Annotated in this window: 26 protein-coding genes and 1 tRNA gene; 10 read left to right on the top strand and 17 right to left on the bottom strand. The window is 46.7% G+C overall.

The genetic code is table 11. From position 1 onward, the window contains the following. Positions 1-10: 10 nt before the first annotated feature. The 5 genes from EOPP23_RS07715 to EOPP23_RS07695 all read right to left on the bottom strand — a co-directional run bounded on the left by EOPP23_RS07715 (position 11) and on the right by EOPP23_RS07695 (position 4,282). Positions 11-1,465 carry a hypothetical protein gene (locus EOPP23_RS07715; protein ID WP_153765382.1) on the bottom strand — a complete coding sequence of 485 codons (1,455 nt, stop codon included), beginning with the start codon at positions 1,463-1,465 and terminating at the stop codon, positions 11-13. Between the two features lie 119 nt (positions 1,466-1,584). Further along, entirely contained in the window at positions 1,585-2,709 is a 1,125-nt protein-coding gene (locus EOPP23_RS07710; protein ID WP_153765381.1) for a M20 family metallopeptidase, read from the bottom strand. A gap of 60 nt (positions 2,710-2,769) precedes the next feature. Further along, positions 2,770-3,234, bottom strand: coding sequence for a YjiG family protein (locus EOPP23_RS07705; protein ID WP_153765380.1), 465 nt, complete (start codon positions 3,232-3,234; stop codon positions 2,770-2,772). Continuing rightward, the gene (locus EOPP23_RS07700; protein ID WP_153765379.1) at positions 3,234-3,953 is read right to left on the bottom strand and encodes a nucleoside recognition domain-containing protein; all 720 of its coding nucleotides are present in this window, start codon (positions 3,951-3,953) and stop codon (positions 3,234-3,236) included. The genes EOPP23_RS07705 and EOPP23_RS07700 overlap by 1 nt, the downstream gene beginning before the upstream one ends. A gap of 252 nt (positions 3,954-4,205) precedes the next feature. After that, positions 4,206-4,282 (bottom strand) — tRNA-Arg (locus tag EOPP23_RS07695). Between the two features lie 430 nt (positions 4,283-4,712). Here EOPP23_RS07695 and EOPP23_RS07690 point away from each other — a divergent pair. Then, positions 4,713-5,156 carry a cytochrome c5 family protein gene (locus tag EOPP23_RS07690; protein WP_370514706.1) on the top strand — a complete coding sequence of 148 codons (444 nt, stop codon included), beginning with the start codon at positions 4,713-4,715 and terminating at the stop codon, positions 5,154-5,156. A gap of 21 nt (positions 5,157-5,177) precedes the next feature. Here EOPP23_RS07690 and EOPP23_RS07685 read toward each other — a convergent pair whose 3' ends face one another. Continuing rightward, the gene (locus EOPP23_RS07685; RefSeq protein ID WP_194842539.1) at positions 5,178-6,116 is read right to left on the bottom strand and encodes a universal stress protein; all 939 of its coding nucleotides are present in this window, start codon (positions 6,114-6,116) and stop codon (positions 5,178-5,180) included. Positions 6,117-6,272: 156 nt separating this feature from the next. On the opposite strand from EOPP23_RS07685, the gene EOPP23_RS07680 reads away from it, so the two are divergent. Further along, entirely contained in the window at positions 6,273-7,532 is a 1,260-nt protein-coding gene (locus EOPP23_RS07680) for an EAL domain-containing protein (protein WP_194842538.1), read from the top strand. Positions 7,533-7,536: 4 nt separating this feature from the next. Here the strand turns inward: EOPP23_RS07680 and EOPP23_RS07675 are convergent, their stop codons facing one another. The 5 genes from EOPP23_RS07675 to EOPP23_RS07655 all read right to left on the bottom strand — a co-directional run bounded on the left by EOPP23_RS07675 (position 7,537) and on the right by EOPP23_RS07655 (position 12,441). Then, complete coding sequence (locus EOPP23_RS07675) at positions 7,537-8,832, bottom strand: serine dehydratase subunit alpha family protein (RefSeq protein ID WP_153765376.1); 1,296 nt, start codon at positions 8,830-8,832, stop codon at positions 7,537-7,539. 200 nt (positions 8,833-9,032) lie between these two features. Then, positions 9,033-10,160: a hypothetical protein gene (locus EOPP23_RS07670; protein ID WP_153765375.1), complete on the bottom strand. Its 1,128-nt coding sequence runs from the start codon at positions 10,158-10,160 to the stop codon at positions 9,033-9,035. A 100-nt stretch (positions 10,161-10,260) separates the two neighbouring features. Then, positions 10,261-10,863: a LysE family translocator gene (locus EOPP23_RS07665; protein WP_153765374.1), complete on the bottom strand. Its 603-nt coding sequence runs from the start codon at positions 10,861-10,863 to the stop codon at positions 10,261-10,263. A 10-nt stretch (positions 10,864-10,873) separates the two neighbouring features. Further along, positions 10,874-11,671 carry a PhzF family phenazine biosynthesis protein gene (locus tag EOPP23_RS07660; RefSeq protein ID WP_153765373.1) on the bottom strand — a complete coding sequence of 266 codons (798 nt, stop codon included), beginning with the start codon at positions 11,669-11,671 and terminating at the stop codon, positions 10,874-10,876. Positions 11,672-11,712: 41 nt separating this feature from the next. Next, a complete protein-coding gene (locus EOPP23_RS07655) occupies positions 11,713-12,441 on the bottom strand; it encodes an alanyl-tRNA editing protein (protein ID WP_153765372.1) in 729 nt (242 codons plus the stop codon). Between the two features lie 146 nt (positions 12,442-12,587). On the opposite strand from EOPP23_RS07655, the gene EOPP23_RS07650 reads away from it, so the two are divergent. From EOPP23_RS07650 to selD, 4 genes are all read left to right on the top strand, one after another. After that, on the top strand, positions 12,588-13,982 hold the full coding sequence (locus EOPP23_RS07650; RefSeq protein ID WP_153765371.1) for a PLP-dependent aminotransferase family protein: 1,395 nt from the start codon (positions 12,588-12,590) through the stop codon (positions 13,980-13,982). Continuing rightward, positions 13,982-14,545 carry a DUF2878 domain-containing protein gene (locus EOPP23_RS07645; protein ID WP_194842537.1) on the top strand — a complete coding sequence of 188 codons (564 nt, stop codon included), beginning with the start codon at positions 13,982-13,984 and terminating at the stop codon, positions 14,543-14,545. The genes EOPP23_RS07650 and EOPP23_RS07645 overlap by 1 nt, the downstream gene beginning before the upstream one ends. 297 nt (positions 14,546-14,842) lie before the next feature. After that, positions 14,843-15,328 (top strand): hypothetical protein, encoded by a 486-nt coding sequence (locus EOPP23_RS07640; RefSeq protein WP_153765369.1) that lies wholly within the window; start codon positions 14,843-14,845, stop codon positions 15,326-15,328. A 159-nt stretch (positions 15,329-15,487) separates the two neighbouring features. Beyond that, the gene (selD, locus tag EOPP23_RS07635; protein ID WP_153765368.1) at positions 15,488-16,534 is read left to right on the top strand and encodes a selenide, water dikinase SelD; all 1,047 of its coding nucleotides are present in this window, start codon (positions 15,488-15,490) and stop codon (positions 16,532-16,534) included. A gap of 61 nt (positions 16,535-16,595) precedes the next feature. On the opposite strand, the gene EOPP23_RS07630 is transcribed toward selD, so the two are convergent. Then, on the bottom strand, positions 16,596-16,841 hold the full coding sequence (locus tag EOPP23_RS07630) for a hypothetical protein (protein ID WP_153765367.1): 246 nt from the start codon (positions 16,839-16,841) through the stop codon (positions 16,596-16,598). Between the two features lie 304 nt (positions 16,842-17,145). Beyond that, the gene (locus EOPP23_RS07625; RefSeq protein ID WP_153765366.1) at positions 17,146-17,577 is read right to left on the bottom strand and encodes a secondary thiamine-phosphate synthase enzyme YjbQ; all 432 of its coding nucleotides are present in this window, start codon (positions 17,575-17,577) and stop codon (positions 17,146-17,148) included. Positions 17,578-17,624: 47 nt separating this feature from the next. On the opposite strand from EOPP23_RS07625, the gene EOPP23_RS07620 reads away from it, so the two are divergent. Continuing rightward, positions 17,625-18,083 carry a hypothetical protein gene (locus EOPP23_RS07620; protein ID WP_153765365.1) on the top strand — a complete coding sequence of 153 codons (459 nt, stop codon included), beginning with the start codon at positions 17,625-17,627 and terminating at the stop codon, positions 18,081-18,083. Positions 18,084-18,086: 3 nt separating this feature from the next. Here the strand turns inward: EOPP23_RS07620 and EOPP23_RS07615 are convergent, their stop codons facing one another. After that, positions 18,087-18,548 (bottom strand): hypothetical protein, encoded by a 462-nt coding sequence (locus EOPP23_RS07615; protein ID WP_153765364.1) that lies wholly within the window; start codon positions 18,546-18,548, stop codon positions 18,087-18,089. Positions 18,549-18,612: 64 nt separating this feature from the next. Next, the gene (locus EOPP23_RS07610; protein ID WP_153765363.1) at positions 18,613-19,038 is read right to left on the bottom strand and encodes a hypothetical protein; all 426 of its coding nucleotides are present in this window, start codon (positions 19,036-19,038) and stop codon (positions 18,613-18,615) included. A 47-nt stretch (positions 19,039-19,085) separates the two neighbouring features. Here EOPP23_RS07610 and EOPP23_RS07605 point away from each other — a divergent pair, with 47 nt between their 5' ends. Next, complete coding sequence (locus EOPP23_RS07605; protein WP_153765362.1) at positions 19,086-19,286, top strand: hypothetical protein; 201 nt, start codon at positions 19,086-19,088, stop codon at positions 19,284-19,286. Positions 19,287-19,335: 49 nt separating this feature from the next. On the opposite strand, the gene chrA is transcribed toward EOPP23_RS07605, so the two are convergent. Together chrA and EOPP23_RS07595 are read right to left on the bottom strand one after the other, a co-directional pair. Continuing rightward, complete coding sequence (chrA, locus tag EOPP23_RS07600; protein ID WP_228550634.1) at positions 19,336-20,523, bottom strand: chromate efflux transporter; 1,188 nt, start codon at positions 20,521-20,523, stop codon at positions 19,336-19,338. An 11-nt stretch (positions 20,524-20,534) separates the two neighbouring features. Then, positions 20,535-21,437, bottom strand: coding sequence for a DMT family transporter (locus EOPP23_RS07595; RefSeq protein ID WP_153765360.1), 903 nt, complete (start codon positions 21,435-21,437; stop codon positions 20,535-20,537). A gap of 277 nt (positions 21,438-21,714) precedes the next feature. Between EOPP23_RS07595 and tatA the strand changes: the two genes are divergently transcribed. Together tatA and tatC are read left to right on the top strand one after the other, a co-directional pair. Beyond that, positions 21,715-21,954: a Sec-independent protein translocase subunit TatA gene (gene tatA, locus EOPP23_RS07590; protein ID WP_153765908.1), complete on the top strand. Its 240-nt coding sequence runs from the start codon at positions 21,715-21,717 to the stop codon at positions 21,952-21,954. A 255-nt stretch (positions 21,955-22,209) separates the two neighbouring features. Continuing rightward, entirely contained in the window at positions 22,210-22,977 is a 768-nt protein-coding gene (tatC, locus tag EOPP23_RS07585) for a twin-arginine translocase subunit TatC (protein ID WP_153765907.1), read from the top strand. Positions 22,978-23,195: the final 218 nt, after the last annotated feature.

Here is a 23,195-nt window from a genome sequence, read left to right as displayed (position 1 = left end):
AGCCAAGTAGCTATTCATCCGAACTGAGAGACTCAACGATATTCTCGATGACGAAAGGAAGTCCCCTTTGTTTATAGGGCAGGGTGATTATTTTTTTGTGATCGAAGACTGCTCTTGTATAGCTATTGAGATCCTGAGGAATATTGTCCGGATCAGTATTGATACTGAGTAGCCAGTGATGGGCGAGCAGATCTGCTGCAGAATTGCCACCTAATAGCCCGGAAACTGCTTGTTCTCGTTGATCTACAGCCGCTTGAGAAATCTTGCCTGCTGCTTTGGCTTCAAGATCTGGTCTCAGCATCGGCAGATCCAAATGAGAGTCGCCCACTGTTACGATTAAAAACCTGCCTGTTTGAAGATGACTCATTTCTATGAGCAGTTGAGTCACAATGCGAAGGCTGGTGCCTTTATTGAGAGTAATGCTTTGGATATAACTCTCTTTAATGACATTGTCAGGTTTTACAACAGCACTGAATACATGGGTCGGGTCAGGCTGTTGCAGATGGTTAGCACTGAATTGAATGGGCGAAGAGATAAGTGGTGTGAGAATGCAGTAGTTCTCACCACTGTTCCACTTGATCGAGGCTCCATCAACATCAACGAGTCCTCGTTGTGTACATGTGTCCTTATGTTTGGGGTGATCTTCACGGTAGAAGCTCATCAGCCCTTCATTGATCTGAGTTATTTGGTGAGTATGTTCATCGTGCTCCAGAGTGAATTCAATATTTAAACCATGACTGCTGATGAGCACATCAGGGCGAGGTATCGCATAGCTGCTTTCTACCGATGAATCATTCGCTTTTTCCTGAAAACTCACCATGGGATTATTGGCGCTAGACCGGGTAGACAGACTTTGTAAATCTATTGGGTAGTTGCTTTGTTTGCCATTCTGTCTCCTGATTTTGGGGATAGAACGACTGGTGTTGTAGATCACAATGAATTTCTCTGAATGACTCGAAGTAAAGTCTGCTAGTTGATTTAACCAATCTTGTTGAAGGTCAGTGGCGGTATGTTGATCCAGAGAGAATAGTTTCTGAATAGTATCAGTGCTGCTGATGAGGCTGTTATCGAGATCAAAAACCAATACCAGTTTTGTACCATCACGACGGTTCAACTGCTGAGAAAGGTTATCAAGGTTGCTCACCATTTTTTGTTTTAATGATTCTGGTGATAGATCATCCAGAATATCCTCTGTAGGCAACTCTTGTTGATCATCCCCACAAGGGTCTTCAGAGGGGATTTCAACTATGGCTTGTTTTTCTTGTGATTCTGGGAGTATGTCTGGAAAGTGAAGCCATTTGGGCGGAGGGCCATAAAGAGAATAAGTAGATAGATTTATTTTATAAAATAAAGGCAATGGGTCGGTTAGTGTATAACCGAGATCAAATAAGCTGCTTTTGGCATTAGGCGTAAGCACAGAGCCAAGAATGAACAACCAGCAAAAAAACAGATTCTTTCTGCCCAACACTTACGACCTTATTTAATAGGAATTAAAATTTGTGTTGAGGTAGCAGTTTAGTAGACAACCTAATAGAGGAAAGAAATAAAAAATAGGCCTGAACAAGCGTTCAGACCTGGATGTTTCTAAGCGTTAGCCAGTTTGCAGATAACGGTTTTCAGTAGATTAATACGAGGTTCAATGGAGCTCAGGTCAAGGTATTCGTCTGAGCTATGGAAGCCGCCACCAATAGGCCCCAAACCGTCCAGAGTGGGTATACCCATAGCTGCTGTCAGGTTAGCGTCGGAACCACCACCAACTTCTTTCCAGTTAATTTCGATGCCAAGCTCATTGCCGGACTCTTCAACCACAGACATTAGATTGACTGTTTTATCTGAAGGTACCATGGCGGGTTTATGAGCGGCTCTGCTAATGGAGACAGTAATATCTTTAGTGAATGGTGTCTCGGTCATGGATTTTAGTTTCTCATCCATGGCCTCGTATTCACGGTTATCCCAGAAGCGGATATCAACGACGATCTTGGCATAATCCGGAACTATGTTGGCACCAGCGCCACCGGAAACAACACCATTATTGAAGGTAGTGCCGGTTTCAAAGTTGGTCAGTTCATTAATCGCCAGCAGCCAATGGGCCATTTCAGTAATAGCACTACGGCCGTTCTCTGGTTCGTTACCGGCATGAGCCGCCTTGCCATGAAACTCAATGTCGTAGCGAGCCATGCCTTTGCGAGCCTTAACCAGAGATCCATCAGCGCGGGCTGCTTCTGCTACCAGAACCTGCTTTGCTTCGCTGGCAACTGATTCCAGCCATCCATGGGAATAGGTAGAACCAATCTCTTCATCCGGATTCATACAGACACAGATGGAAAGTTTATCGAGAACATCTTCATCGATAGCACGCAGAGCGTAGATAACATTCAGCAGGCCGGACTTCATATCGGAAACGCCCGGGCCATATGCGCATTTGTCATCAAAGGTCATTGGTCGTTCAGCGACAGTGCCTTCAGGAAAAACAGTATCCATATGACCGACCATCATCAGGTCAATCTGTTCAGCGTCAGGCTTATTGCGAACTTCCAGACCGCAACCTGCTTCACCCAGGTCGACCTGCTTAATATTCCAGCCCAGTTGCTGATATTTTTCAGTCAGAATCCCGGCAACAGTTTCAATACCGCTTACGGTTAGCGTACCGCAGTCCACATCGATCAAAGGACGAAGCTCGTCCAAATATGCATCCAGTGCAAAATTCATGGGTAACTCCATAAAACAGAAAAGCAGAGAGCCCAGGCTCCCTGCTTATTTGAAAGGGTATCAGACGAGGATGTTCATCAGGAACATGGCAATGAAGGCATTCAAGACAGAGAAGCCGATCATGATAGGGATCAGTTTCGCTTTGGTGCCGACTACGCCAAGAATACGACCAGCGTATTGAATCTGTGAGCCCATCAGGTAGATGGCAGGAGCCAGAATAGCCAGGTGCTCACCAGTCAGGTGCCCGGAATCAAACAGGGAAACAGCAACACCAACAGCACCGCCCATGGACATCCAGGCGCCCATTAACACAGCAGCTGCTTCGCCGGGCAGGCCAACCACAGCCATAACAGGAGCAAACACTGTTCCCATCATATCCAGCAGGCCGGTAATCTTCAGCGCCTTGATAACAACGAAAGCCATCAGAACGTTAGGGACAGTACTGGTAACGGCGATGTTCCAGCCTTTACGGGCACCGGCAACAAATACGTCGGTGATCATTGGTTTTTTAGTAACTTCAGACATTATGCTGCCTCTCCATGTACACCAGTATTTGCTTGTTTCTTTTCAGCCATGGTCAGATAAAGTCGCATCATGTTGGCACCAAAGATTTTCAGTACAAACATCACGATCAGGCAAAGACCAATAGAAGCAGGTACTGCAGCAGAGCCGTCTGTATTGGTCAGCGTGAATAGAATGGCGCCAGAAGAGAAGAAGTTAACAATGGTGGCACCGGCAGAGAACTGGAACATAGTGAAGACATCCGCTTCTTTCTCTTTCAGCTTCCCTTCATCGATAAGCCCTCGCGTCATCGACGCCCCGGCATCGGTAGACTGAAGAGATGCGATAAGAGCAAGACCAGTGTCGCCTGGAATACCCATCAGAGGTTTCAGCAGAGGAGATAGTAGTTTTCGGGCCGCGTTCAGTGCACCGTAGTGTTCCAGCACTTCAATCATGGCCAGTGCGAACATAACGGTAGGAATCAGTGTGAAGGCAAAGATGAAACCGTCACGGGCGCCGCTGCCACCTTTACCACGCATGGTATAGGTGCTGGCTTGTATGCCTTCAGCCGTATCCTTGACAGCATAAACAACTTTACCGAACGAGCCGTTCAGTGTCGTAAAGTCGAAGACACCGTACCATTCAGCGGATTTCATAAAACCGGAAAAGAAGACAATGGCGAAAGCCAGAGCAATATAACTGCCCACAGAGACTTTCCTGTCGTGCAGGGGAGTGCCAGCCATAGTGTATTACCTGAAGTTTTTGATTAAGGGGAAGGTTAAAAAAACAGTGAATACATTAATTATATGAGTGCTTTAAGTGTTGACTTAAATCAACTGCTTTTCCTGCTGTCTCGAGATAGGTGAGGTCTTTGAGGTGCATCAAACTTTTAGCTTTAAACCGCGAGGTATAGCCGAAGTGGAAAGTGTATTAACACTTATTTATTAGAACTATAAAAAAAGCCCCGCTTGAAACAAGCAGGGCTTTTTTAAATATGGCGCACCCGGCGCGATTCGAACGCGCGACCTTACGCTTCGGAGGCGTATACTCTATCCAGCTGAGCTACGGGTGCAAACGACTGGCAGCATGGGCTTCCAGCGGTGGCCAATATTACTGATCAGAACTGATCCTGTCTATGGCTTTTTGTCGGGGTGAAATACACCTCAACGCTTGCTGAAAGGCGAATTTAGCTGCTTCTAGGTAAATGTACGATGTTTTGTGTGCAACACTCAAGTGTTGTCCTCTTTCATCCACTGGCACGGCTTGGAAAGTGCTGTTTTACCTTATTCAACTGTTCTATAATCCGCATGCTTAAGAACAATCGGTTTCATTGCGGTCTGATAATTCAAAAGTCACTGCCTCATTTATTCATTGGGACAATGGGAAGTGACCATAACTGCCAGCACGACTGGCCTGAAGACGCAGTGTGAACCTATTATGAAAAACGAGAAGCTACAGTCTGTTCAGGGTCTGGAGCAGCTTTATTATAAAGGGGATGGCGAGTGTCTCGGGTAACACAACTGCGTTTTATTATGGCCCTGATTGGCGGCCTTTTTTCTGTTATGACTTTTGCTGCGGTAGAGCTGGATGACATCTCCCGACAGGAAGTTGCAGAGCGAATTGCTCCAGTAACCAAGGTTTGCCTGCAGGGTGAAGAGTGCGCCAGCAATGTTGGTGCTGCACCAGTAGCTGCCAGCGGTCCACGCACCGGTGAAGCAGTTTACGGTCAGTTCTGTAGTGCCTGTCACGGTGCCGGTATTCTGGGAGCGCCGAAGAAAGGCGACTCTGCAGCATGGAATGCACGTCTGTCTGAAGCAGGCAGCTTCGATAGTGTTGTAAACAAGGCTATTGCCGGTTTCAACAGCATGCCTCCTCGTGGTACCTGTGGCGATTGTTCCGATGAAGAGTTCAGCAACGCTGTTCAATTCATGAGTGGCCTCAAGTGATACTGAGCCTCGTTTGAGCGTTCAGGCCAGAGGGCTGACAAAGCCTTCTGGCTTCACTGCCAGAATTGAACAGTAAACACCATTCAGAATATTCTCCGCTGTATTTCCCATCAAAACCCCTTGGGCATGTTTGCCTAGCGTACCCATTACAATCAGGTCAACATCCACTTCATTAGCCAGCGTTTGTATTTCGTGGGCTGCGTTACCTTTTAGTAGGTGAATGCTTACTGACCTCTTGTTGCTTTCTATACCAGCATCACTGAGTGTTTGCTCAAGCTTTTCCTGATAGTGCTGGTGAGTACTTTCCTGCAGTTCATAGATTTCGTCTTCAGCAAGAAAGTTGATATCAGACTGCTTGCCAGGAAGGTTCCAGGCACTGGCAATATGCAGCTCGGCATTCTCCTGGCTGCTGAGATAGAGCCCGTGCAGAAGAAGGGTCTGGTTCAGTGCTGCAGCATCACTGTCGGAGTCTCCCACATCGATCGCCACCATGATTCTGCCGGTGTAGTCAGGCAGCTGATCGCGGCAGGCCATCATCAGTAATGGAACCGGGCATTTACGCAGCAGTGCCAGATCGTTGCCGGTCAGCTGATTTCTGTCCAGAACACCACTAGGGTCAGCCAGCTTGATGACCAGATCAACGCCATATTGACTGACCAGTCCGAAGATCATTTGTCTGGGCTTGCCGGCAATAATAAGGGCTTCGGCCTGAATACCCTGTTCCCATGCCTGCTGCTTCAGTGATTCGGACGTTTCCTCAAGCTGTTTTCGCAAGCCTGCTTCAAATTTGGCTTCAAGGGGCAGGAACTGAAGCTTTTTCATCAACTCCAGGCTTTGGTCGAAGATCGCCAGAATCAGCCTGGCCTGATTGTCCTGCGCCAACCGAAAGGCCTGGCTCAGTTCAAGTTCGCTGGTATGGTTCTGGGTGATGACCACCATAATGGTTTTAAAGGCATGCATGGTGAGAACAGAGTCCTGAAAGGCAGTTATAAAGGGATACCGCAAAGTATTGCAGCTGATAAAAAAATTGCCTGAGAAATACTGCTCAACGGCTCTTTTATGCGTCCATACTTTATAGACAGGAATATCGCAGGGATGTGCTGGATGGGAGCAGAAATGGATAGTCTGGGCAATCTGGAGAGTCTGAAAGGTCATACAATTCTGGTTGTTGAAGACAATGATTTCCAGCGATCAGTTGCTCTTCAGGTGCTTCAGTCTCTTGGCATCAAAGACATTCATCAAGCCGCCGACGGCCTTCAGGCCTTAAAGGTGCTTGAGCAGTTCGGTAAGGTGGATGTGGTGATCTGCGACCTGGATATGCCGGGAATGGACGGCATCCAGTTTCTGGGAGAGCTGGCCAAGAATAAACTGGCGGGTGCTGTCATTGTTGCCAGTGCCATGGAAGCATCGCTGATTCGAACCGTGGAGGATCTGGTTCAGGAACATGGGCTTAAACTGCTTGGTACGCTGGCTAAACCTCTGGCAAAAAAGAAACTTCAGGATTTACTTGGTCGGTTTACCGATCTGGAAACTGAAGAATCAACAAGCTTTCCTCAAGACGCCAAAGCCCCGTGGACAGTTAAAGAACTGGACGATGCGCTGAGCCGGAAAGAGTTCACTCTTTATCACCAACCCAAAGTCTCTATGGCAACAGGAGAGCTGGAAGCAACAGAAGTACTCTGTCGTTGGCAACATCCGGAGCATGGGCTGGTTATGCCGGACTCTTTTATTCCTCTGATGGAAGAAAGTGGACAAATTGAAGCGTTGACCGAGCAAGTGATTGAAAAGGCTCTAGTGGCCCTTTGTGACTTTAAGACAAAAGGCATGACCACCAAAATTGGTATTAATCTGTCAGCTATTACATTGAACGACACCTCAATGCCTGATCGGTTATTCAAACAGTTATCCGCTCTTAAACTTTCACCTGAATTGCTGATGCTGGAAATAACCGAGAGCAGTTTGATTGATCAGCCTGCTAAATCTCTCGAGACGTTAGCGCGATTGAAAATGAAAGGTTTTATGCTCTCTATAGACGATTTCGGTACTGGCTACTCCAGTATGAAACAGTTGAACCGAATTCCTTTCTCGGAACTGAAGATTGATCGCTCGTTTGTGGATGGCGCCAGTGAAGATAAAACCAGAAAAGCTATCATTGATGCCAATATTGGCTTGGCTCATACGCTTGGAATGAGGGTTGTCGCTGAAGGTGTTGAACAGGTGGCGGACTGGCATCTTCTGAATGAGTTAGGCTGCGATATTGTTCAGGGCTATTTTGTTGCCAGACCCATGCCAATCAGTGAGCTGTCTGACTGGCTGAGCGATTGGCAACAAAGATTTGAGCAGTTGAATGATTCGCAGCAAAGTGCCTGTGAGTAACAGGTTATTTATTCATCATGATGTGAACGATCATCTGGTCCACCTGCTGCATGGTTTGACTGCCAATCATGCCAAGGTTATCAATGGTCTTTTCTATATCCCGCTCAATAATGCCTTCGTTTTCTGTTACTCGAATACCATCCACCGCCAGCATTGCAGACTTAATAGCCGCTGAAGCCGAGGTAGAAACCTTCATGGAGCAACTGGACTTGGCTCCGTCACAGAAAATGCCCGAGATATCACCCAGCATATTGAAGATGGCGTTCTCAACGGCTTGGAAACCAGTACCTTTTTCTTTGTCATGAAGCAGCCAGGCAATGGCAGCACTGGCACCAGTGCCAGCGGTAGTTGCAGCGCATAAAGCAGATAAAACATTCAGGTGAGACTTAATATGAATGGCGATTAAGTGACTCAGAATCAAGGCTCTGGTGAGTTGTTCAGGTGTAGCCTTTATTTTGTCGGCAACAGCGACCACAGGCATGGTGGCCGCAATCCCCTGATTGCCGCTGCCGGAATTACTCATTGCCGGAAGCATGGCGCCATCCATTCTGGCATCCGAAGCCGCAGAAGAGCGCATAATGGCTGAAACGGATAAGTCATCCGTTAACCAGCCTTTTCCGAGATTGCTCTGCATGGTTCTGCCGATCTGAAGACCGTATTCATTTGCCAGACCTTCATCAGACAGTTGTCGGTTAAGCTCAGCGGCCTGGTTTATAAACTCAATCTTTTCCAGATCAACTGCTGTGGCAAAGCTATAGATATCAGAAACAGTCAGTTCGGGTTCTGGTGCCTGAGTTTCCTGTTCCTGGTTTCTTACTTGTGGCAGTACAACAGGGTGGTCGTTCAGTTCGATCAGTGTCACCGAGGTGTGATGGTCTTTGATAATGACACGTACTTTCTGGTCTCCGGTGTAGGCAACCACCTGACTGAATAACAGTGATTCGGTGTCTGCAACATCAATGGTGACCTGCTGTTGAGCAACCATCTGTTTAGCTTGCTCTACCTGTTCCGGTTGCATAGTTGCGAGTACCTGAAGACCTGCATCAGCATCTCCGGCAATGGCTCCGATCGCTGCAGCGATTGGCAAACCCACTTCACCTGTTCCTGGCACACCAACACCCATACCGTTCTTAAGCAGGTTTGCACTCACGCTGACTTCGAGTCGCTCAGGAGTTTTGCCAAGAAGTCGTGTTGCATGGGCAGCCGCTAATGCTGTGGAAACCGGCTCGGTACAACCAAGTGCTGGAACCACCTTTTGTTGTAATAAGTCGATGTAACTTTGCCAGTGTTTATGCCACATACTGCTACCCTGCCATTGTGTAATTTGCTGAACCTCTTAAGCTGTTTGAAAGTGTATCTAATGATAAATGGAAAAATCTGGTCGTCTGTTATCGAGTTTTTCTGTCTAAAGAGAATATATATTCGACAAATTATTCAAAATTAAGAAATTAATTCTATTAAGCTCTGCGATTTAATAATTATCATGATTTGGTAGTTTACTTATTGAATAGCATTGATCTTATAGCGAGAGTACAGGTATTCGTCTCTGAGCCTGGTTTCTGGCTCGGTTACTTTTGACCACCTATGAAGCAGGTTCAAAGCTCCGTATTCCAGTGAAAATGGCTTTCTGACGATAATAGCCGGATGGTTTGAGTCCATATTCTGTAAAAGGTTTACCCAGCGGGATTGAGGGGCTCTAAGCCAGCCTGCGTGAGTGCTCTTGCTGTGCTGTAAATCGTAACTCTGTCGAAATCCTTGAAGGAAGCCTTCTAAATCATCGCAGTCCTGAATGATCTCCGTAGTGCATGAATTTGCCAGAGGTTCTGAGGACAGGTCGGTAGGCCAGCAATACTCACCACCATTCACCGAAGTTCTGAGTTCTGATTTTGGACAGGAAATGATTGGACTGTTTTCAGTTTGGCCATCGATATATTCCTGTATAGGCAACGAGCTTCCTCCAGCCAGTGTCAGTAACACTGTTTCGGAATAGTCTATGTTCTCTCCTGCCAATGAAATGACTTTGTAATATTCAGGGTTAAGGGTATTTTGCCAGACGACCTCGGTATCAGAAACCAGAAGTTTGCTGATGAAGTGGTAGTTTATAGCTTTAACAGTGATTTTCTGTTGATTTTTAAACTCGGTCAGGCTCTCCTTACTCATGCCCTCTGGCAATACTACTGCCATTCTAATACATGGATATTTACTGAGAGAACTCATGTAGTTATCAAAACTAAATGGCCAGGGTATCGTTGAACTCATAAGCACTGAAGGCCTCAAATCATTAGCCAGAGACTTGGAAAGAATATTATTCAGGGAGTGGGTAAGAGAGGGGGCAGTTAGTTCTGGCGAAGGTATGTAATCCTTAGTTTTTATGTTAAATGGCTCATTTTTGTCATGGGGGCTGATCAGATTCAATCGATAACTGACTGCTCCTGTTTCTTTAACAACCGCAATAAAATCGATAAGCATCGTGCACTGTTTTTGATCGACATTAAATGTGAAATAGTCAGTCGACATCAAACTCTTTTCTGAATCATTTTTATGTAATGAGGTGTATTCAGTAGCGAGGCAAAAGGTACTGAGCAGGGCAACAAGTGCCGAGAGAGAGCGATAGATATTAATTAACATGATCTAACTGTGTCGTGGTAGCAAGTAAACGACACAAGTATAGATCAGGCTTTTTTTATGAAAGGAATAATTGATGTGATGGCGTTTATATAAAAGGCACTTATATAAAAAATAAGGCGACAGAGGCCGCAGTTAGAGTGGCCAGACCATAGTTAAACTGTTTCAGTTTTCGATCATCGGTCAGCAGTTTACCAATAGCTGCTCCGAAAGCTGCCCAGATAGAGACGGAAGGCAGGTTTACCAGTGAGAAAACGACCCCGACAATAACCGCAGACTTTGCAAACTGATCGCCTGGCAGAGCAAAAACAGCCACCGCACTGACAGCCATCATGACGGCTTTAGCATTCACAAACTGAAACAGCGCTGCCTGAATAAACGTCATCGGCTTTAGTTGGCTCTTACCCGTTTCCACTTTGCCTGATGTCGCTATCAGCCAGGCCAGTCTGAGCATATAAACTACGCCTATAAGACGAAGCATTTCCTGAAGAATCGGGAACTGCTCAAACACTTGGTGAAGGCCAAAGGCAACGCAGCAAAACATCACAAAGAAGCCGACGGATATTCCCAGCATATGAGGAATGGTTCGAATAAAACCGAAATTGAGTCCACTACTGGTCAGCATTATATTATTGGGGCCAGGTGTCACACTGGTTGCAAAGGCAAAAGCTACCAGCGGTAGCCAGAGTAATTCCAGATCAAACATATTTAACATCTCAGAAGATATAAATCTCACCTTTCAGGTATAAGGAAGCATAGCCAGCAATTAAAACTCTGTTGTTTTGCATTGTGCATTCCAGTCGGCCTCTGCGGGCTGAAATCTGTTCTGCTATCAAGCTACTACTGTTCAGTTTTGGAGCCCAGTAAGGGACGAGCATAGTGTGTGCTGAGCCGGTAACGGGGTCTTCCTGAATGGCAACTTCTGGGCCGCCAAACCATCTTGAAACAAAATCAGTGTTTGGACGATTACTCTTGGCACTGATGCATATGCCTCGGGCGAGGCCTTTTTCCAGTTTAGTGAAGTCAAGATCGAGATTGATAATTGTCTCTTCATCAGGAGCTACGATCAGAAAATCATCTTGCGAGACCACAACGTCTTCCGGCTCAAAAGGAAGCAGTTCAGCCACTGACTCAGGAAGGTCGGCTGCCTTAATATCCGCTGCTGGGAAGTCGAGCTCAATCTGCCTTCCCTTGAAGCTGACAGTCAGCTCACCAGAAAGGCTATCGAAGACCAGCCTGGAAGAATGATCCCCAAGTTCGTGATGGATCACATAACTGGCCGCTAAGGTCGCATGACCACAAAGTTTGACCTCGGTACCCGGTGTAAACCATCGAATGTGGTAACGCCCCTGACTGCCAACGATAAAGGCTGTTTCTGAAAGGTTGTTTTCCAGAGCAATCTTCTGCATTACCGCATCAGGCAACCACTCTTTAAGGGGGCATACTGCTGCGGGATTGCCACCAAACAGTTCTTTGCTGAAAGCATCAACCTGATAAATAGGAAGGGTTTTCATTGTTACTCCTTTCGTTCTTCTTTTTATACACGGTAAAAGGTCTATTCAAAGACAATTTGAATCCGTTTATTGTTTTTGCCTTTGTTTTCAACCTTGGAAATCCGCACATGGCCAATCTCGGATGTACGGGCAACATGGGTGCCACCACAAGGTTGAAAGTCGGTATCCTGAACCCGAATCATACGAAGCTGGCCTGTTCCCCTGGGAGGTTGGACAGACATGGTTCGTACCAGTTCCGGCTGCTCGTCGAGAATGTTTTCGTCCAGTACTTCGACAGTAACGGGCATATCCTTCCGGATCAGCTCATTCAGCTGGTCTGTCAGTCCTTGCTCATCAGGCAGGGGTATTTCGCCAAGGCTGAAATCAAGGCGGGCCTTCTGGTCAGTGAGAGCGCCACCAGTAACGCCGGCAGGGATCAATGAGCAAAGAAGATGCATACAGGTATGGAAACGCATATGTGAGTAGCGTCTGTCCCAGTCGATAACGAGACTTACCTGATCATCCGCTTTCAGCTCCGGAGCTTCTTTGGCCAGCTCATGAATAATCTGGTTTGTTTCACGGCAACGGCGAGTATTAATGATTTCATACTTCTCTCCGTTACTGCTGGTCAACCAGCCAGAATCTCCCGGCTGGCCGCCGCCGGTGGGATAGAAAATCGTATTTTCCAGCACAACTGTTTTGTCATTTACCAGAATAATGCGAGTAGAAAGCTCTCTTTGATAAGCATCCTGAATGTAGGCAGGCTGATCAGGTGTTGGCTGGCTAGACATAACATTGTCCCCATACAATCATGCTATAAATATTGTTTTTTTAAGATCAGGTTTGAAAATTAGTCTAATTGCTCTGTATATTTGTGCAAAACCTTTATTGTCACCGTGACAATTGTCAGTCAGCGAATAATGATAAATAGAATGATATGAACTGGTCTCCCGATCTTTCCACCTTCAGTGGCCCGAAATATAAAATGCTGGCGGATGCTATCGAGTCTGCCATCGGCGATGGTTCGCTGAACAGTGGTGATCGTCTTCCTACCCATAGAAACCTGGCTGATCAATTGGGCGTCACCATTGGCACCATTACTCGCGGTTACGCTGAAGCAGAACGACGAAGGCTGGTTCACGCCAGAGTCGGCAGTGGCACCTTTGTCATGGGTAAAATTTGGGAAAAAAGAGACTTCAGCGTAAAAGAACAAGCTGACGATCAGTTGATTGATCTCAGTCTCAGCCTGCCTGTTCCTGGCAGACGTGAGCAGATTCTGGCTGGCAGCCTTACGGCTATTTCTGCAGACCCCCAGCGACTGACTCCATTACTGGAATACCTTCCGGAAACAGGTTTGCTTCAGCATCGAGAGGCTATGGTCAACTGGATGCGCTATCACGGAATGGAAGTGAGTCCGGACAACCTCCTGATAACCTCCGGAGGTCAGCATGCGAATATGCTGACGTTGCAGGGGGTACTGAAACCGGGTGATGTTATTGTTTCAGAGAATCTGACCTACCCGGGTTTTATCAATGCTGCACGACAATGGCAGTTGCGCCATATTGGCCTGGAGATGGATGAGCAGGGGGTGATGCCGGAAGCTCTTGAACAGTGTTGCAAGCAGCATCAGCCCAGACTGTTGTATATTACGCCCAACCTGCAGAACCCTACCGCCGGGGTGATGAGCCTAGAACGTCGAAAAGCTATTCTGGCCGTGGCTGCCAGACATAACCTGCTGATTCTGGAAGATGATGTACAGTTTATTCCGCCCGTACAGCGACTGGCTTCATTGTTCAGTCTGGATTCGGAGCGAGTGATTTATACGTCCAGTCTGTCCAAGCATCTGGCTGGTGGGCTCAGGGTTGGCTTTGTTTGTACACCTCCTGATCTGACCATGAAACTGAGGCAGGCCATGCGTAATAACTGCTGGATTGCACCGACACTGATGTCGGAAGTCGCCATGGAGTGGATTGATTCAGGAGAAGCCTGGCAGCTGGTGCAGTGGCAGTGGCAGGAGATAAAGAAGCGTCAGCAGTTATTGAAGGAAGTGCTTGGTCATCTTGAGTTGACCAGTCAGCCCTATGGTTTTCATGCCTGGTTGAAGTTACCGGAACCCTGGCGTGCAGAAACCTTTGTAAAGCAGCTGGAAGCAAAAGGTGTAAAGGTATTGCATTCGGAATTGTTTGCTGTTGGCAGCACCTCAGTTCCACAGGCTGTAAGAATATGCATCAGCAGCCCTGTATCAGAAGATCAGCTAAAGCAGGGTTTGCTTATCATCAGGGAAGTACTGGCTCAGGAGCCAGTCTCTGTCATGAGACCAATGGTTTTATAATGTCGCCTACTTATTTAGAAAAGCACAAACCAGAAAAAATGCGCAACGCTTTCAATATTGGCTTATTTATTGTTGGCTGGTTGTCCTGTGTTCTGTTGCCCGAGAAATGGCCGTATCTCGTTACTCTGATTTTGCTGGGTATTCATTTCCGCTGGATTGGAAACTGGGTGAAAGAGAGAGAGGTGCTTTTTATAACACTGCTTGTGGGTAGCATCATCGACAGTGTTGCGGGAAATCTTGGGTTATTACACTTTCCTGAACTGGCAGAACCCAGTCGTATTCTTCCTGGTTGGCTGGCCTGTATCTGGTTATTACTGGGTACGACTATTCGGCATGGGCTGGCATGGTGTTCATCCCGACTATGGCTTTCAGCGGTTGCTGGAGCAAGTCTTGGAGTGATTCATTACGGTTTGATTAACAACCTGTCTCCGGTTCGCCTTGATCAACCAGAGACAATAACACTGACAATATTTGTAATGATCTGGATGTTGGTATTACCGGTATTACAGATTTTTTCGAAGATCTGGCTGGAAAGATACAAGCGACAGGTCACCGGAATATAAGCTCATTTCGGTTGACCCCTTTTCACGCGGTTGTCATTTTGCAATTATAGAGTGTAATCAGAACAGGATGTTCTGGTTTGTGAGTCATTGCTTGTTTTTGGTGTCCATTAAGTTATGGTGGTTGTCAATACGACTTCCAGTGTATAAATTGCACATCTTTATACGACGAAGCTGCACCTGAATAATAAAAATAAGCATTGACGTATAGCTCGAAGATAGCAGTGGATAGTCAGAGGTTCTCTGATAATCGCCTGTTTTTGAGTTAGGACACAGAATAAAAATAAAGGATTAGTAAGGATGACTGCCACCGCTGCAAAAGTCAGTGCCAGTGATTTTATTCAACAACGCGTTGTTGATGTGAAGTCCTGGTATGATTCCGGATCTCAGGCCATAGATGGTTTGAATGTTCGCAAAATGCCTGCCCGTATAAAGCCTCAGGAATTTATCAAGGCTGAGGGAAAGAAGAAAAATTCCGCACGTTTCTCTCTGATTGTCAGTAAAAACTACAAGCTCTGGTCCATAGATATGGAAATGATGTTCTATTGCCAGCCATGGCTGAGCAATGAAGGTGTCGCCAGTGGTCCCGGGCTAATGTTTTCGGTTATTGATGAGGAAGGAGAGTCTCATCAAATCGAATTTTTGCCTATGACTGACATGGAAGAGCAGGAAACACTAAATGCGCCTCTTTGGTGCAGTTACTGGATTCAGCGACTTCTTAAGCGTCAGTCTATTAAAATCGTTTTTGCCTATCGACAGTTAGTTGCATCGGAAATGGATGACTGAGTAATTATTTAGGCTCAGGTTTCTTTCGATCAGAGCTGCCTATTACTTCTAGCTATTTGTGTTCCTGATCCCTCATCAGGAGCTTTGCCCTGCCTTGCTTCTATGGCGGTTAATGCTAGAGTGCCCTTCTTTTGTACAATTCCTCCGGTGAGTACTTCAATGACTGTGGACATCAATAACGTCAAGCTGACTGAATACAGCCATGGGGCTGGCTGTGGTTGCAAGATTTCTCCGGAAATTCTTGAGGGTATTCTCAAGACCGATCTGGATCTTCCTGATTTTCCCGGTCTGATCGTCGGCAATGCCAGCAAGGACGATGCAGCGGTATTTGATATGGGCAATGGCGAAGGTGTTATCAGTACCACTGACTTCTTTATGCCGATTGTTGATGACCCGTTCGATTTTGGTCGTATTGCGGCGACCAATGCTATCAGCGATATCTATGCCATGGGTGGCTCACCCATGATGGCCATTGCCATTCTGGGCTGGCCAGTGAACATTCTGCCGCCGGAAATTGCCGCGAAGGTTGTTGATGGTGGTCGTCAGGCCTGTGCTGATGCAGGCATTCCATTGGCTGGTGGCCACAGTATTGATGCGCCTGAGCCAATCTTTGGTCTTGCCGTAACGGGTCGTGTACCTCTGGACAACCTGAAGCGAAACGATCAGGCCAGAGCAGGCAGTAAGCTGTTCCTGACCAAACCTCTGGGTGTAGGCATTCTGACGACAGCTCAAAAGAAAAAATTGCTGAAGCCAGAGCATGGCCTGATAGCCAGAGATGCCATGTGTACTCTGAATAAACTTGGCGCTGAACTGGCAAAGGTTTCCGGTATTAGTGCCGTGACGGATGTAACAGGCTTTGGTCTGCTGGGGCACCTGATCGAAGTGTGTGAAGGTAGTAACGTTCAGGCTCATATCCAGATAGATAAACTGCCGAAGTTGCCTCATATGGAAGAATACCGTCAACAGGGCTGTATTCCTGGTGGCACGCACAGAAACTTCTCCAGCTACGGCCATAAGGCTGCAGAGATTACAGAAGAGCAGAAAGAGCTGTTGTGTGACCCTCAGACCAGTGGTGGTTTGCTGGTAGCTGTTGATCCGGAAGCTGTATCAGAGTTTCTGACGATGACCGCACAGCATGGTTTGCAGCTTGAGTGTATTGGTGAGCTGACAGAGCAGAATGGCGAAAAGCTGGTGATGGTTAAGTAAAGAGGATAAGAATAAGCGGATAAGAAAAAGCCCGACTCATTGAGCCGGGCTAAAAAGCGTATCAGATGGGGCGGTTACCGTATTCGCTCGAAGGTTTCTTGGGTGGATCCGACGTAATGTTCGATGGAACTTCTTCGATTTCCCCGCCGGAACTCAGGAATGCTTCAATCTGTGAATTAAGGCTTTCTCTGAGCTTCTTACGAGACTCAACAGTGCGTTGGTCCGCTGGTTCTTCTCGACTTCCCAGAAAACTGATATCTACACCATCAAAACCAGCAGCAGCTTTTTTCGGCGATCTCCGTGCCATAGCTCGATCCTCTTGGATACTGGTCGAAGGAGCATCATGCTCTCTCCAATATGTTACTTTAGTACCGATTTTTTATAGTTATAGTCCAGCGTTTATAAAACGCCAGTTCGGCTTTCTCCTCTATCTCAGTTATTAATAATGAATCGCTATTAATTAACTATTACTTATTGCTCATATCTTCGTCAATCATTGTTTCAGAAGAATGACAGCTCAAGAAAAATTCGAGAACTGTCTGCAAAACGATGAGTAAGTTTTGAAATAATGACGCTCTCGGCAACGACACTATCGGCCATGCATTTGATTCTTAAAGAATCTTTTCACCCTGAATCGTCGCCACAACAGTGCGGCTACCTGCTCTGTTACGGTGTTCTCCGAACCATATACCCTGCCAGGTGCCGAGAGCCAGTCGACCATTTCGGATAGGAATGCTCAGACTGGCACCAAACGCGCTGGATTTTATATGTGCTGGCATGTCGTCACTGCCTTCGAGAGTGTGCAGGAAGTAGTCGGCATTCTCTGGCATGGTTCTGTTGGCCCAGGCTTCCATATCATGGCGAACATCAGGGTCACAGTTCTCGTTTAGAGTGAGTGATGCAGAGGTGTGCTGAACGAACAGATGGCACAGTCCTATCTGATAATCAGCCAGTTCTGGCAGTGATGATTCAATTTCATCCGTTACCAGGTGAAAGCCCCGTCGTTTTGGTGATAGATAAATCTGCTTTTCAAACCAGCTCATGACACATACCTTTAAGCGAGTAATACGAGTAAATGGACATGAGCCTAATGCGTTTTTTATTGCTCGGCTACAGTTTGCTGTTTGCCATGAAGGCATTAGCCTTTCCTCTAAATGAGCCTTTGAACCCTTTTGGTTGTAAGTACGATGATATGACTCGCTTTTACAAAGCCGAGCTGGGCATTCAGAAAGCTAAGATAGAGTTTGAATTCAAACGAATGAAACGTCCTGAAACCAAAGGGTATGTTCGTCAGACTGGAGAGCATCGATACAAAGTGTCAATTGCTGATGGACTTGAGCCTAGTGGCAGACGAGTGACTCTGGCCCATGAACTTGTTCATGTCAGGCAGATGGAAGAAGGCTCCATTGATAAAAAGGAGCTGGAGAAGCATTATCTGGCTCGAAGTTTTGAGCTGGAAGCGTTCAGGCTGAGTCAGATTATGGCAAGGAAATTCTATATGGAACTTAAATGCCAGAAGGTGGAAGAACAAAATGTATTAGAAGAATAATAATTATTGGCTCTTTGGGCTTTCCTGAAGTTTGCGCAGCTGCTCAATATGATGTCCAAGTCGCCAGATAATGAAGAGGCCTGACAGAGTACCTGCTGTTTCAAACATAAGATCTGATTCTTCCATAGGAGCGAAAGCAAGCACAAAGAAAATTGGCAGGGAAAAGACCATTATTCTCATGGTAACGACCCAGCCTATAGAAATAAATCTGGAGATGAAGTCTTGCCCTTGGGGGCCACCATTACAGAGCCAGGCATAGAGAAGGCCAGTCACAGGGATTGCAAACTCGAGATAAAGGAAGATAGTGGTAACCGGATCTTTTTCTATTACAGGGGTTCCAAAGAAGGACAAACTTAAAAGAATCAGCCAGCAAAAACTGTAGATATAAAACTCTCTACCACTGAGTGGTTTCTGGCAGAGTCTCTGCTTCAGCCAATTAATATTCCAGAAGACAACAAACTGCATAATCCTGACCCCATTAAGCTCTAGGGAGTATAGAGTCAGAATCATTGAATTGGTTCAGTCTGAATTATTTGTTGTCTGCGGAGTAGCTGCAGACAGGTACACAGGCTTGAATACACATGACTTCACCTTCCATATGACGGCAGGCTGATGCGCAGCCGTTAAACTGGCCTCCGGTGCTTTCACAGCTGTTCTGTTCCGAGAGTTCGCATTCATTATATTGTTGAATCCAGCGGCCGTTTGGCTGGCTCAGGCAGCTCAGGATTTTTTCAGGGCCGGTAGCCTTGATCTGTGGTGGCAGAGAGCGGGTTACCATCTGAACCTTGATGATTCCGGCTTTATCAAGTTCCATAGCCTGCTGAAGAATCGGGTCAGGTTTCTGGTTACTGCCCTTGAAGACTTTGGTAACCGGAGGTTTTTCAGTAGAATGGCTAGCGCAGCCGGTGAGGAGAATGGCTATAGTCAGGAACATCAGCCGGTAAAGAGAGGTCATACTCATTGCACCTTAAATAATATGGCTTAACAACAACGGAAAATATTATGGCTAAATCAAAGAAAAGTCGCCAGAAAAGTCCGTCAGCTGTCTTAAAGCTAATGGGAGAGCCCATGTTCAGGCAGCGCAGGGAAAGAGACAGAACCAAGTATCGTCGTAAAGAAAAACATGCAGGTCGGGGTAATGCCCGGCTGCATCAGAAAGTACTGGTTTGTTCAAACAGCCCAGTATTTTCTCATGCAGCCTGACATTCTTTTTTCAGGGCAGCTTTTTCAAGGTTTTTTAAGAGCCTTTTCTTCAGAACAGTACCCAACCCAAACCACCGAATATTAATACCATTAAGCCCACCGGTAACTTCCAAACACTAAGTAACATAAAAGCAACCAGAGCAAGAGCAACTTCCTTCGCATCTCTGATGGCCAGGTTCACGACAGGGTCGTAGAAAGCAGCCAGTAAAAGTCCTACCACTGTCGCATTAATACCCTTGATAGCCGCTTTTAGTGAAGGTACTTCCTTAAGGCGATTCCAGAAAGGAAGCGCCGCTGTGAGTAGTAACAGTGAAGGTAGAAAGATACCAGCCAAGGCCACCAGTGCATGAACTAGACTGAACTGCCCCCCGTAAGCACCGCCAAGGAATGGTGCCAGAGTAAACATGGGGCCGGGAACTGCCTGAGCAGCACTGTATCCGGCAATAAAGGCATCAGCATTTACGCCACCGTCATAGACGACTTCGGCCTGAAGCATCGGTAAAACAACATGTCCACCGCCAAAGACCAGAGCTCCCGCTCGATAAAAACTGTCAAACAGTTGCAGGCTGGTGGAGTCGGACAAGCCTGCAAGAACCGGCAGAAGCAGCAGCCATGCCAGGAAAAGTACTAAAGAGAGTATTGCCGAAAAAGTACTTTTAGAATTCTCGACAGGTTTAGTAACAGCCACCTTCTCTTGAAACGTCTCTTGAAACAATAGAAAACCGGCCAGTGCACCCACAGCAATAACCAGTAACTGACTGAATACGGAAGACAGCAATAGCATCGCAGCGGCCGCCAGCAAGGCCATGGTTACTCTTGCTTTATCCGGACAGAGGTTTCGACCCATACCAATCAGGGCGTCTGCTACCACAGCGACCGCAAAAATCTTGATGCCGTGCAGTATCGACGTCAGAACCGGTATATCTGAATAAAGACTGTAGCCATAAGCCAGTAATATCATCAGTAATGCTGATGGCAGAGTGAAGCCCAGAAATGCAGCAATGGCACCGGGCAGCTTTTGCTGCTGGTAACCAATAGCCATTCCTACCTGACTGCTGGCAGGACCAGGTAACATCTGACACAGAGCAACTGTGTCGGCGTAGTCTTCATCGCTAAGCCATTGACGCTTTTCTACAAACTCACGGCGAAAGTAACCGATGTGAGCGGTTGGGCCACCAAAGGAATAGCAGCCCAGAACCAGAAAGCGCCAAAAGATACTGAAAATTGACTGACTCATAGCAATCACTCTCATTCAGCCGCTGGCTGACCTCTGAAGAAGAAACGACGAATTCTGTGTAACCCAAGTTGTGAAACAAGCATACCCGTTAGCATCAAACCACAACCCGCGAGAGCCTTGGCAGAGAGAATCTCATTCAGGAACAGGTAACCTGCAATGACAGCGAACACGGTTTCAAGACTCAGGATGATGGATGCATGAGCGACAGGTGCTGACTTCTGACCAACAATCTGCAACGTATATGCAATGCCTGTGGACATAATGCCTACGTACAGTAACGGTACCGCGGTCGCTTGAATTTGTTCAAAGGTCCAGGTTTCGAAGAGTCCGGCAATAATAAAGCAGAGTACCGAGCTGGCTACGAACTGAATAAAAGCCAGAGCAACAACATTGTGGCGACTGGCCAGTCGGTCAATCAAAATTAAATGCGCAGCCCAGAAGAAGGCACCGAAGACTTCATACATATCACCTTTGTTGATTGACAGATCATCTTCAAGAGTCAGTAGTGCAAGTCCCGGCAGAGCCAGCATAATGCCTGCCCAAGTGTCTCGATTGGTTTTCTGTCTCAGTAATAGCCCAAGAATAGGAACAATTACCAGATAGAGACCTGTGATAAACGCAGCCTTACCTGCTGTCGTATAAACCAGGCCAAGCTGTTGCAGACCGGCACCGGCTGTCAGCAGAACACCCATAGCAATACCACCCATCAAGGTGGCGCCGGAGAAAATAGGGCCGGATCGTCGTTGCCAGATTAGAAGTGGAATCAAGGCAAAGCTGCCGATCAGAAAGCGGACGGCATTAAACGCCCAGGGTTCCATATGGTCCATACCCAGACGCTGGGCAACAAAGGCTGAACCCCAGATCAGGGCTGTGACGACGAGCAGGCCGTCAGCAAAAAAAGTGCGTTGGTTCATTACTTCTCTTGAATTGAATGAGGGGCAATTGAATCCGGATAGGAAGTCAACTGAACCTGGGATTATCGTTTTATTTTTCTTCTGGCATATTAACCATGGTTTTGCGCTGGAACAATGATGAGCAGAATAAAAAGCAAAACAGGTGCAAATCTCCCCTAAGGGGCATAGACAAATTTAAATGTTAAGAAGATAAATGGCATAACAGAATCTACTGATTGTGAGTAACGGGGTCTCTCCAGTAAGCTCGAATCAGTCTTAAATCCAGTGGAGTGAAATGATGGGTCTTGGTGGAATCAGTATCTGGCAGCTGCTTATTGTCCTGCTAATTGTGGTTATGCTATTTGGTACAAAGAAACTGAAGAATCTGGGCGGTGACCTTGGTGGTGCGGTGAAGGGATTTAAGGAAGCCCTGAGCAGTGAAGAAAAGGACGCTCTTGCCAAAGAGAACGCTCAGGAGCAGAGCGTTGCTACAGAACCGATGCAAAAAGAGCAGGAAAAAATTACTCAAAAAGCCTGATAATAGGGTATAAAAGCCGGTCAGCTGCTCTGTTTTTTACTTCGAGGTAGGAAATAACAGCTAAGGTTGTGTATGCCACAAACAAGTACCCAGACATACGAATGCATAAGTTGTTTGCCCGCCTGCTGCGGGCAAACAACAATTTAATATTCGATTGTGTGTGTCTACACACTTGAGAGAAACATTTTCTTCATCTTTATAGAGGAGAATGTCTCACATTTAAAAGGCAGCGAGTAACAACAGGGACCCTTGATGATGTCAACTACTGATCCCGGTGATCAGCAACAGCCACTGGTTCAGCATCTGCTTGAGCTGAGAACCCGCCTGCTTCGCAGCGTTATTGCTGTGCTGGTGATTTTTGCCGGATTATTCTATTTCTCCGGCCCTCTGTATGAGTTTGTTTCAGAGCCGTTGAGGGTTTATCTGCCGGAAGGCACAAGTATGATTGCTACGGACGTAGCTTCGCCGTTTCTGGCTCCTTTCAAACTGACTCTGGTTCTGGCTTTTTTCCTCGGAATTCCGTTTATTCTGCATCAGGTTTGGGCTTTCATTTCTCCCGGACTCTATCGCCATGAAAAGAAGCTGGCTATTCCACTGCTGATTGCCAGTGTGGTGCTGTTCTACTCCGGTATGGTGTTTGCCTACTATGTCGTCTTTCCACTGATCTTCGGGTTCTTCACCAGTACCGGGCCGGAAAGTATCACGGTGATGACCGATATCAGCAGCTATCTGAATTTTATTCTGAAGCTGTTCTTCGCCTTTGGTATGGCTTTTGAGATTCCTGTGGCTACAGTACTTCTGATCTGGTCTGGTGCTACAACAGTGGATTCCATGACGCAGAAACGCCCCTATATCGTGGTAGGCTGCTTTGTATTGGGAATGCTGTTGACACCGCCTGATGTTATTTCACAGACCCTGCTGGCAGGCCCAATGTGGTTGCTGTTTGAAGTAGGTATCTTGTTTGCCCGCTTTACAGGTAAGAAGAGAGTTGAACCGTCAGAGTCTACAGAGCAGTCTGAGTAACTGGGAGTTACCTGTTGGCCTTCAAAGGTGTGTGTTTGAAGGCCACCCATTAACTATTCGTTTCTAGCTGAAGGCCTAGTCTTTTATTCGAAAATAATGACCGATTGTCCTGATATTCTGGCTTTTTAGTGTCTGCTTGTTCTTACGCCTATTGTCCCTCCTATAGTTCTGGGTGAAAGGTTCACTCATGAAAGTGGGCTCAAATTCAGGGAGAGGGA

Source organism: Endozoicomonas sp. OPT23 (assembly GCF_009653635.1).
Classification (GTDB): domain Bacteria; phylum Pseudomonadota; class Gammaproteobacteria; order Pseudomonadales; family Endozoicomonadaceae; genus Endozoicomonas_A.
The sequence above is the reverse complement of the archived record's forward strand: the minus strand, read 5'-3'. Positions and strand labels throughout refer to the sequence as shown.

What these genes read in the sequence shown, in the direction of transcription:
- EOPP23_RS07655 (WP_153765372.1), bottom strand. Translation starts at nt 12,441, where the DNA reads ATGTCTAGCCAGCCAACACCTGATCAGCCTGCCTACATTCAGGATGCT.
- tatC (WP_153765907.1), top strand. Translation starts at nt 22,210, where the DNA reads ATGTCAACTACTGATCCCGGTGATCAGCAACAGCCACTGGTTCAGCAT.
- EOPP23_RS07705 (WP_153765380.1), bottom strand. Translation starts at nt 3,234, where the DNA reads ATGTCTGAAGTTACTAAAAAACCAATGATCACCGACGTATTTGTTGCC.
- EOPP23_RS07680 (WP_194842538.1), top strand. Translation starts at nt 6,273, where the DNA reads ATGGATAGTCTGGGCAATCTGGAGAGTCTGAAAGGTCATACAATTCTG.
- chrA (WP_228550634.1), bottom strand. Translation starts at nt 20,523, where the DNA reads ATGAGTCAGTCAATTTTCAGTATCTTTTGGCGCTTTCTGGTTCTGGGC.
- EOPP23_RS07670 (WP_153765375.1), bottom strand. Translation starts at nt 10,160, where the DNA reads ATGTTAATTAATATCTATCGCTCTCTCTCGGCACTTGTTGCCCTGCTC.
- EOPP23_RS07700 (WP_153765379.1), bottom strand. Translation starts at nt 3,953, where the DNA reads ATGGCTGGCACTCCCCTGCACGACAGGAAAGTCTCTGTGGGCAGTTAT.
- EOPP23_RS07650 (WP_153765371.1), top strand. Translation starts at nt 12,588, where the DNA reads ATGAACTGGTCTCCCGATCTTTCCACCTTCAGTGGCCCGAAATATAAA.
- EOPP23_RS07610 (WP_153765363.1), bottom strand. Translation starts at nt 19,038, where the DNA reads ATGACCTCTCTTTACCGGCTGATGTTCCTGACTATAGCCATTCTCCTC.
- EOPP23_RS07615 (WP_153765364.1), bottom strand. Translation starts at nt 18,548, where the DNA reads ATGCAGTTTGTTGTCTTCTGGAATATTAATTGGCTGAAGCAGAGACTC.
- EOPP23_RS07645 (WP_194842537.1), top strand. Translation starts at nt 13,982, where the DNA reads ATGTCGCCTACTTATTTAGAAAAGCACAAACCAGAAAAAATGCGCAAC.
- EOPP23_RS07675 (WP_153765376.1), bottom strand. Translation starts at nt 8,832, where the DNA reads ATGTGGCATAAACACTGGCAAAGTTACATCGACTTATTACAACAAAAG.
- EOPP23_RS07710 (WP_153765381.1), bottom strand. Translation starts at nt 2,709, where the DNA reads ATGAATTTTGCACTGGATGCATATTTGGACGAGCTTCGTCCTTTGATC.
- selD (WP_153765368.1), top strand. Translation starts at nt 15,488, where the DNA reads ATGACTGTGGACATCAATAACGTCAAGCTGACTGAATACAGCCATGGG.
- EOPP23_RS07660 (WP_153765373.1), bottom strand. Translation starts at nt 11,671, where the DNA reads ATGAAAACCCTTCCTATTTATCAGGTTGATGCTTTCAGCAAAGAACTG.
- EOPP23_RS07595 (WP_153765360.1), bottom strand. Translation starts at nt 21,437, where the DNA reads ATGAACCAACGCACTTTTTTTGCTGACGGCCTGCTCGTCGTCACAGCC.
- EOPP23_RS07665 (WP_153765374.1), bottom strand. Translation starts at nt 10,863, where the DNA reads ATGTTTGATCTGGAATTACTCTGGCTACCGCTGGTAGCTTTTGCCTTT.
- EOPP23_RS07640 (WP_153765369.1), top strand. Translation starts at nt 14,843, where the DNA reads ATGACTGCCACCGCTGCAAAAGTCAGTGCCAGTGATTTTATTCAACAA.
- EOPP23_RS07685 (WP_194842539.1), bottom strand. Translation starts at nt 6,116, where the DNA reads ATGCATGCCTTTAAAACCATTATGGTGGTCATCACCCAGAACCATACC.
- EOPP23_RS07630 (WP_153765367.1), bottom strand. Translation starts at nt 16,841, where the DNA reads ATGGCACGGAGATCGCCGAAAAAAGCTGCTGCTGGTTTTGATGGTGTA.
- EOPP23_RS07620 (WP_153765365.1), top strand. Translation starts at nt 17,625, where the DNA reads ATGCGTTTTTTATTGCTCGGCTACAGTTTGCTGTTTGCCATGAAGGCA.
- tatA (WP_153765908.1), top strand. Translation starts at nt 21,715, where the DNA reads ATGGGTCTTGGTGGAATCAGTATCTGGCAGCTGCTTATTGTCCTGCTA.
- EOPP23_RS07625 (WP_153765366.1), bottom strand. Translation starts at nt 17,577, where the DNA reads ATGAGCTGGTTTGAAAAGCAGATTTATCTATCACCAAAACGACGGGGC.
- EOPP23_RS07605 (WP_153765362.1), top strand. Translation starts at nt 19,086, where the DNA reads ATGGCTAAATCAAAGAAAAGTCGCCAGAAAAGTCCGTCAGCTGTCTTA.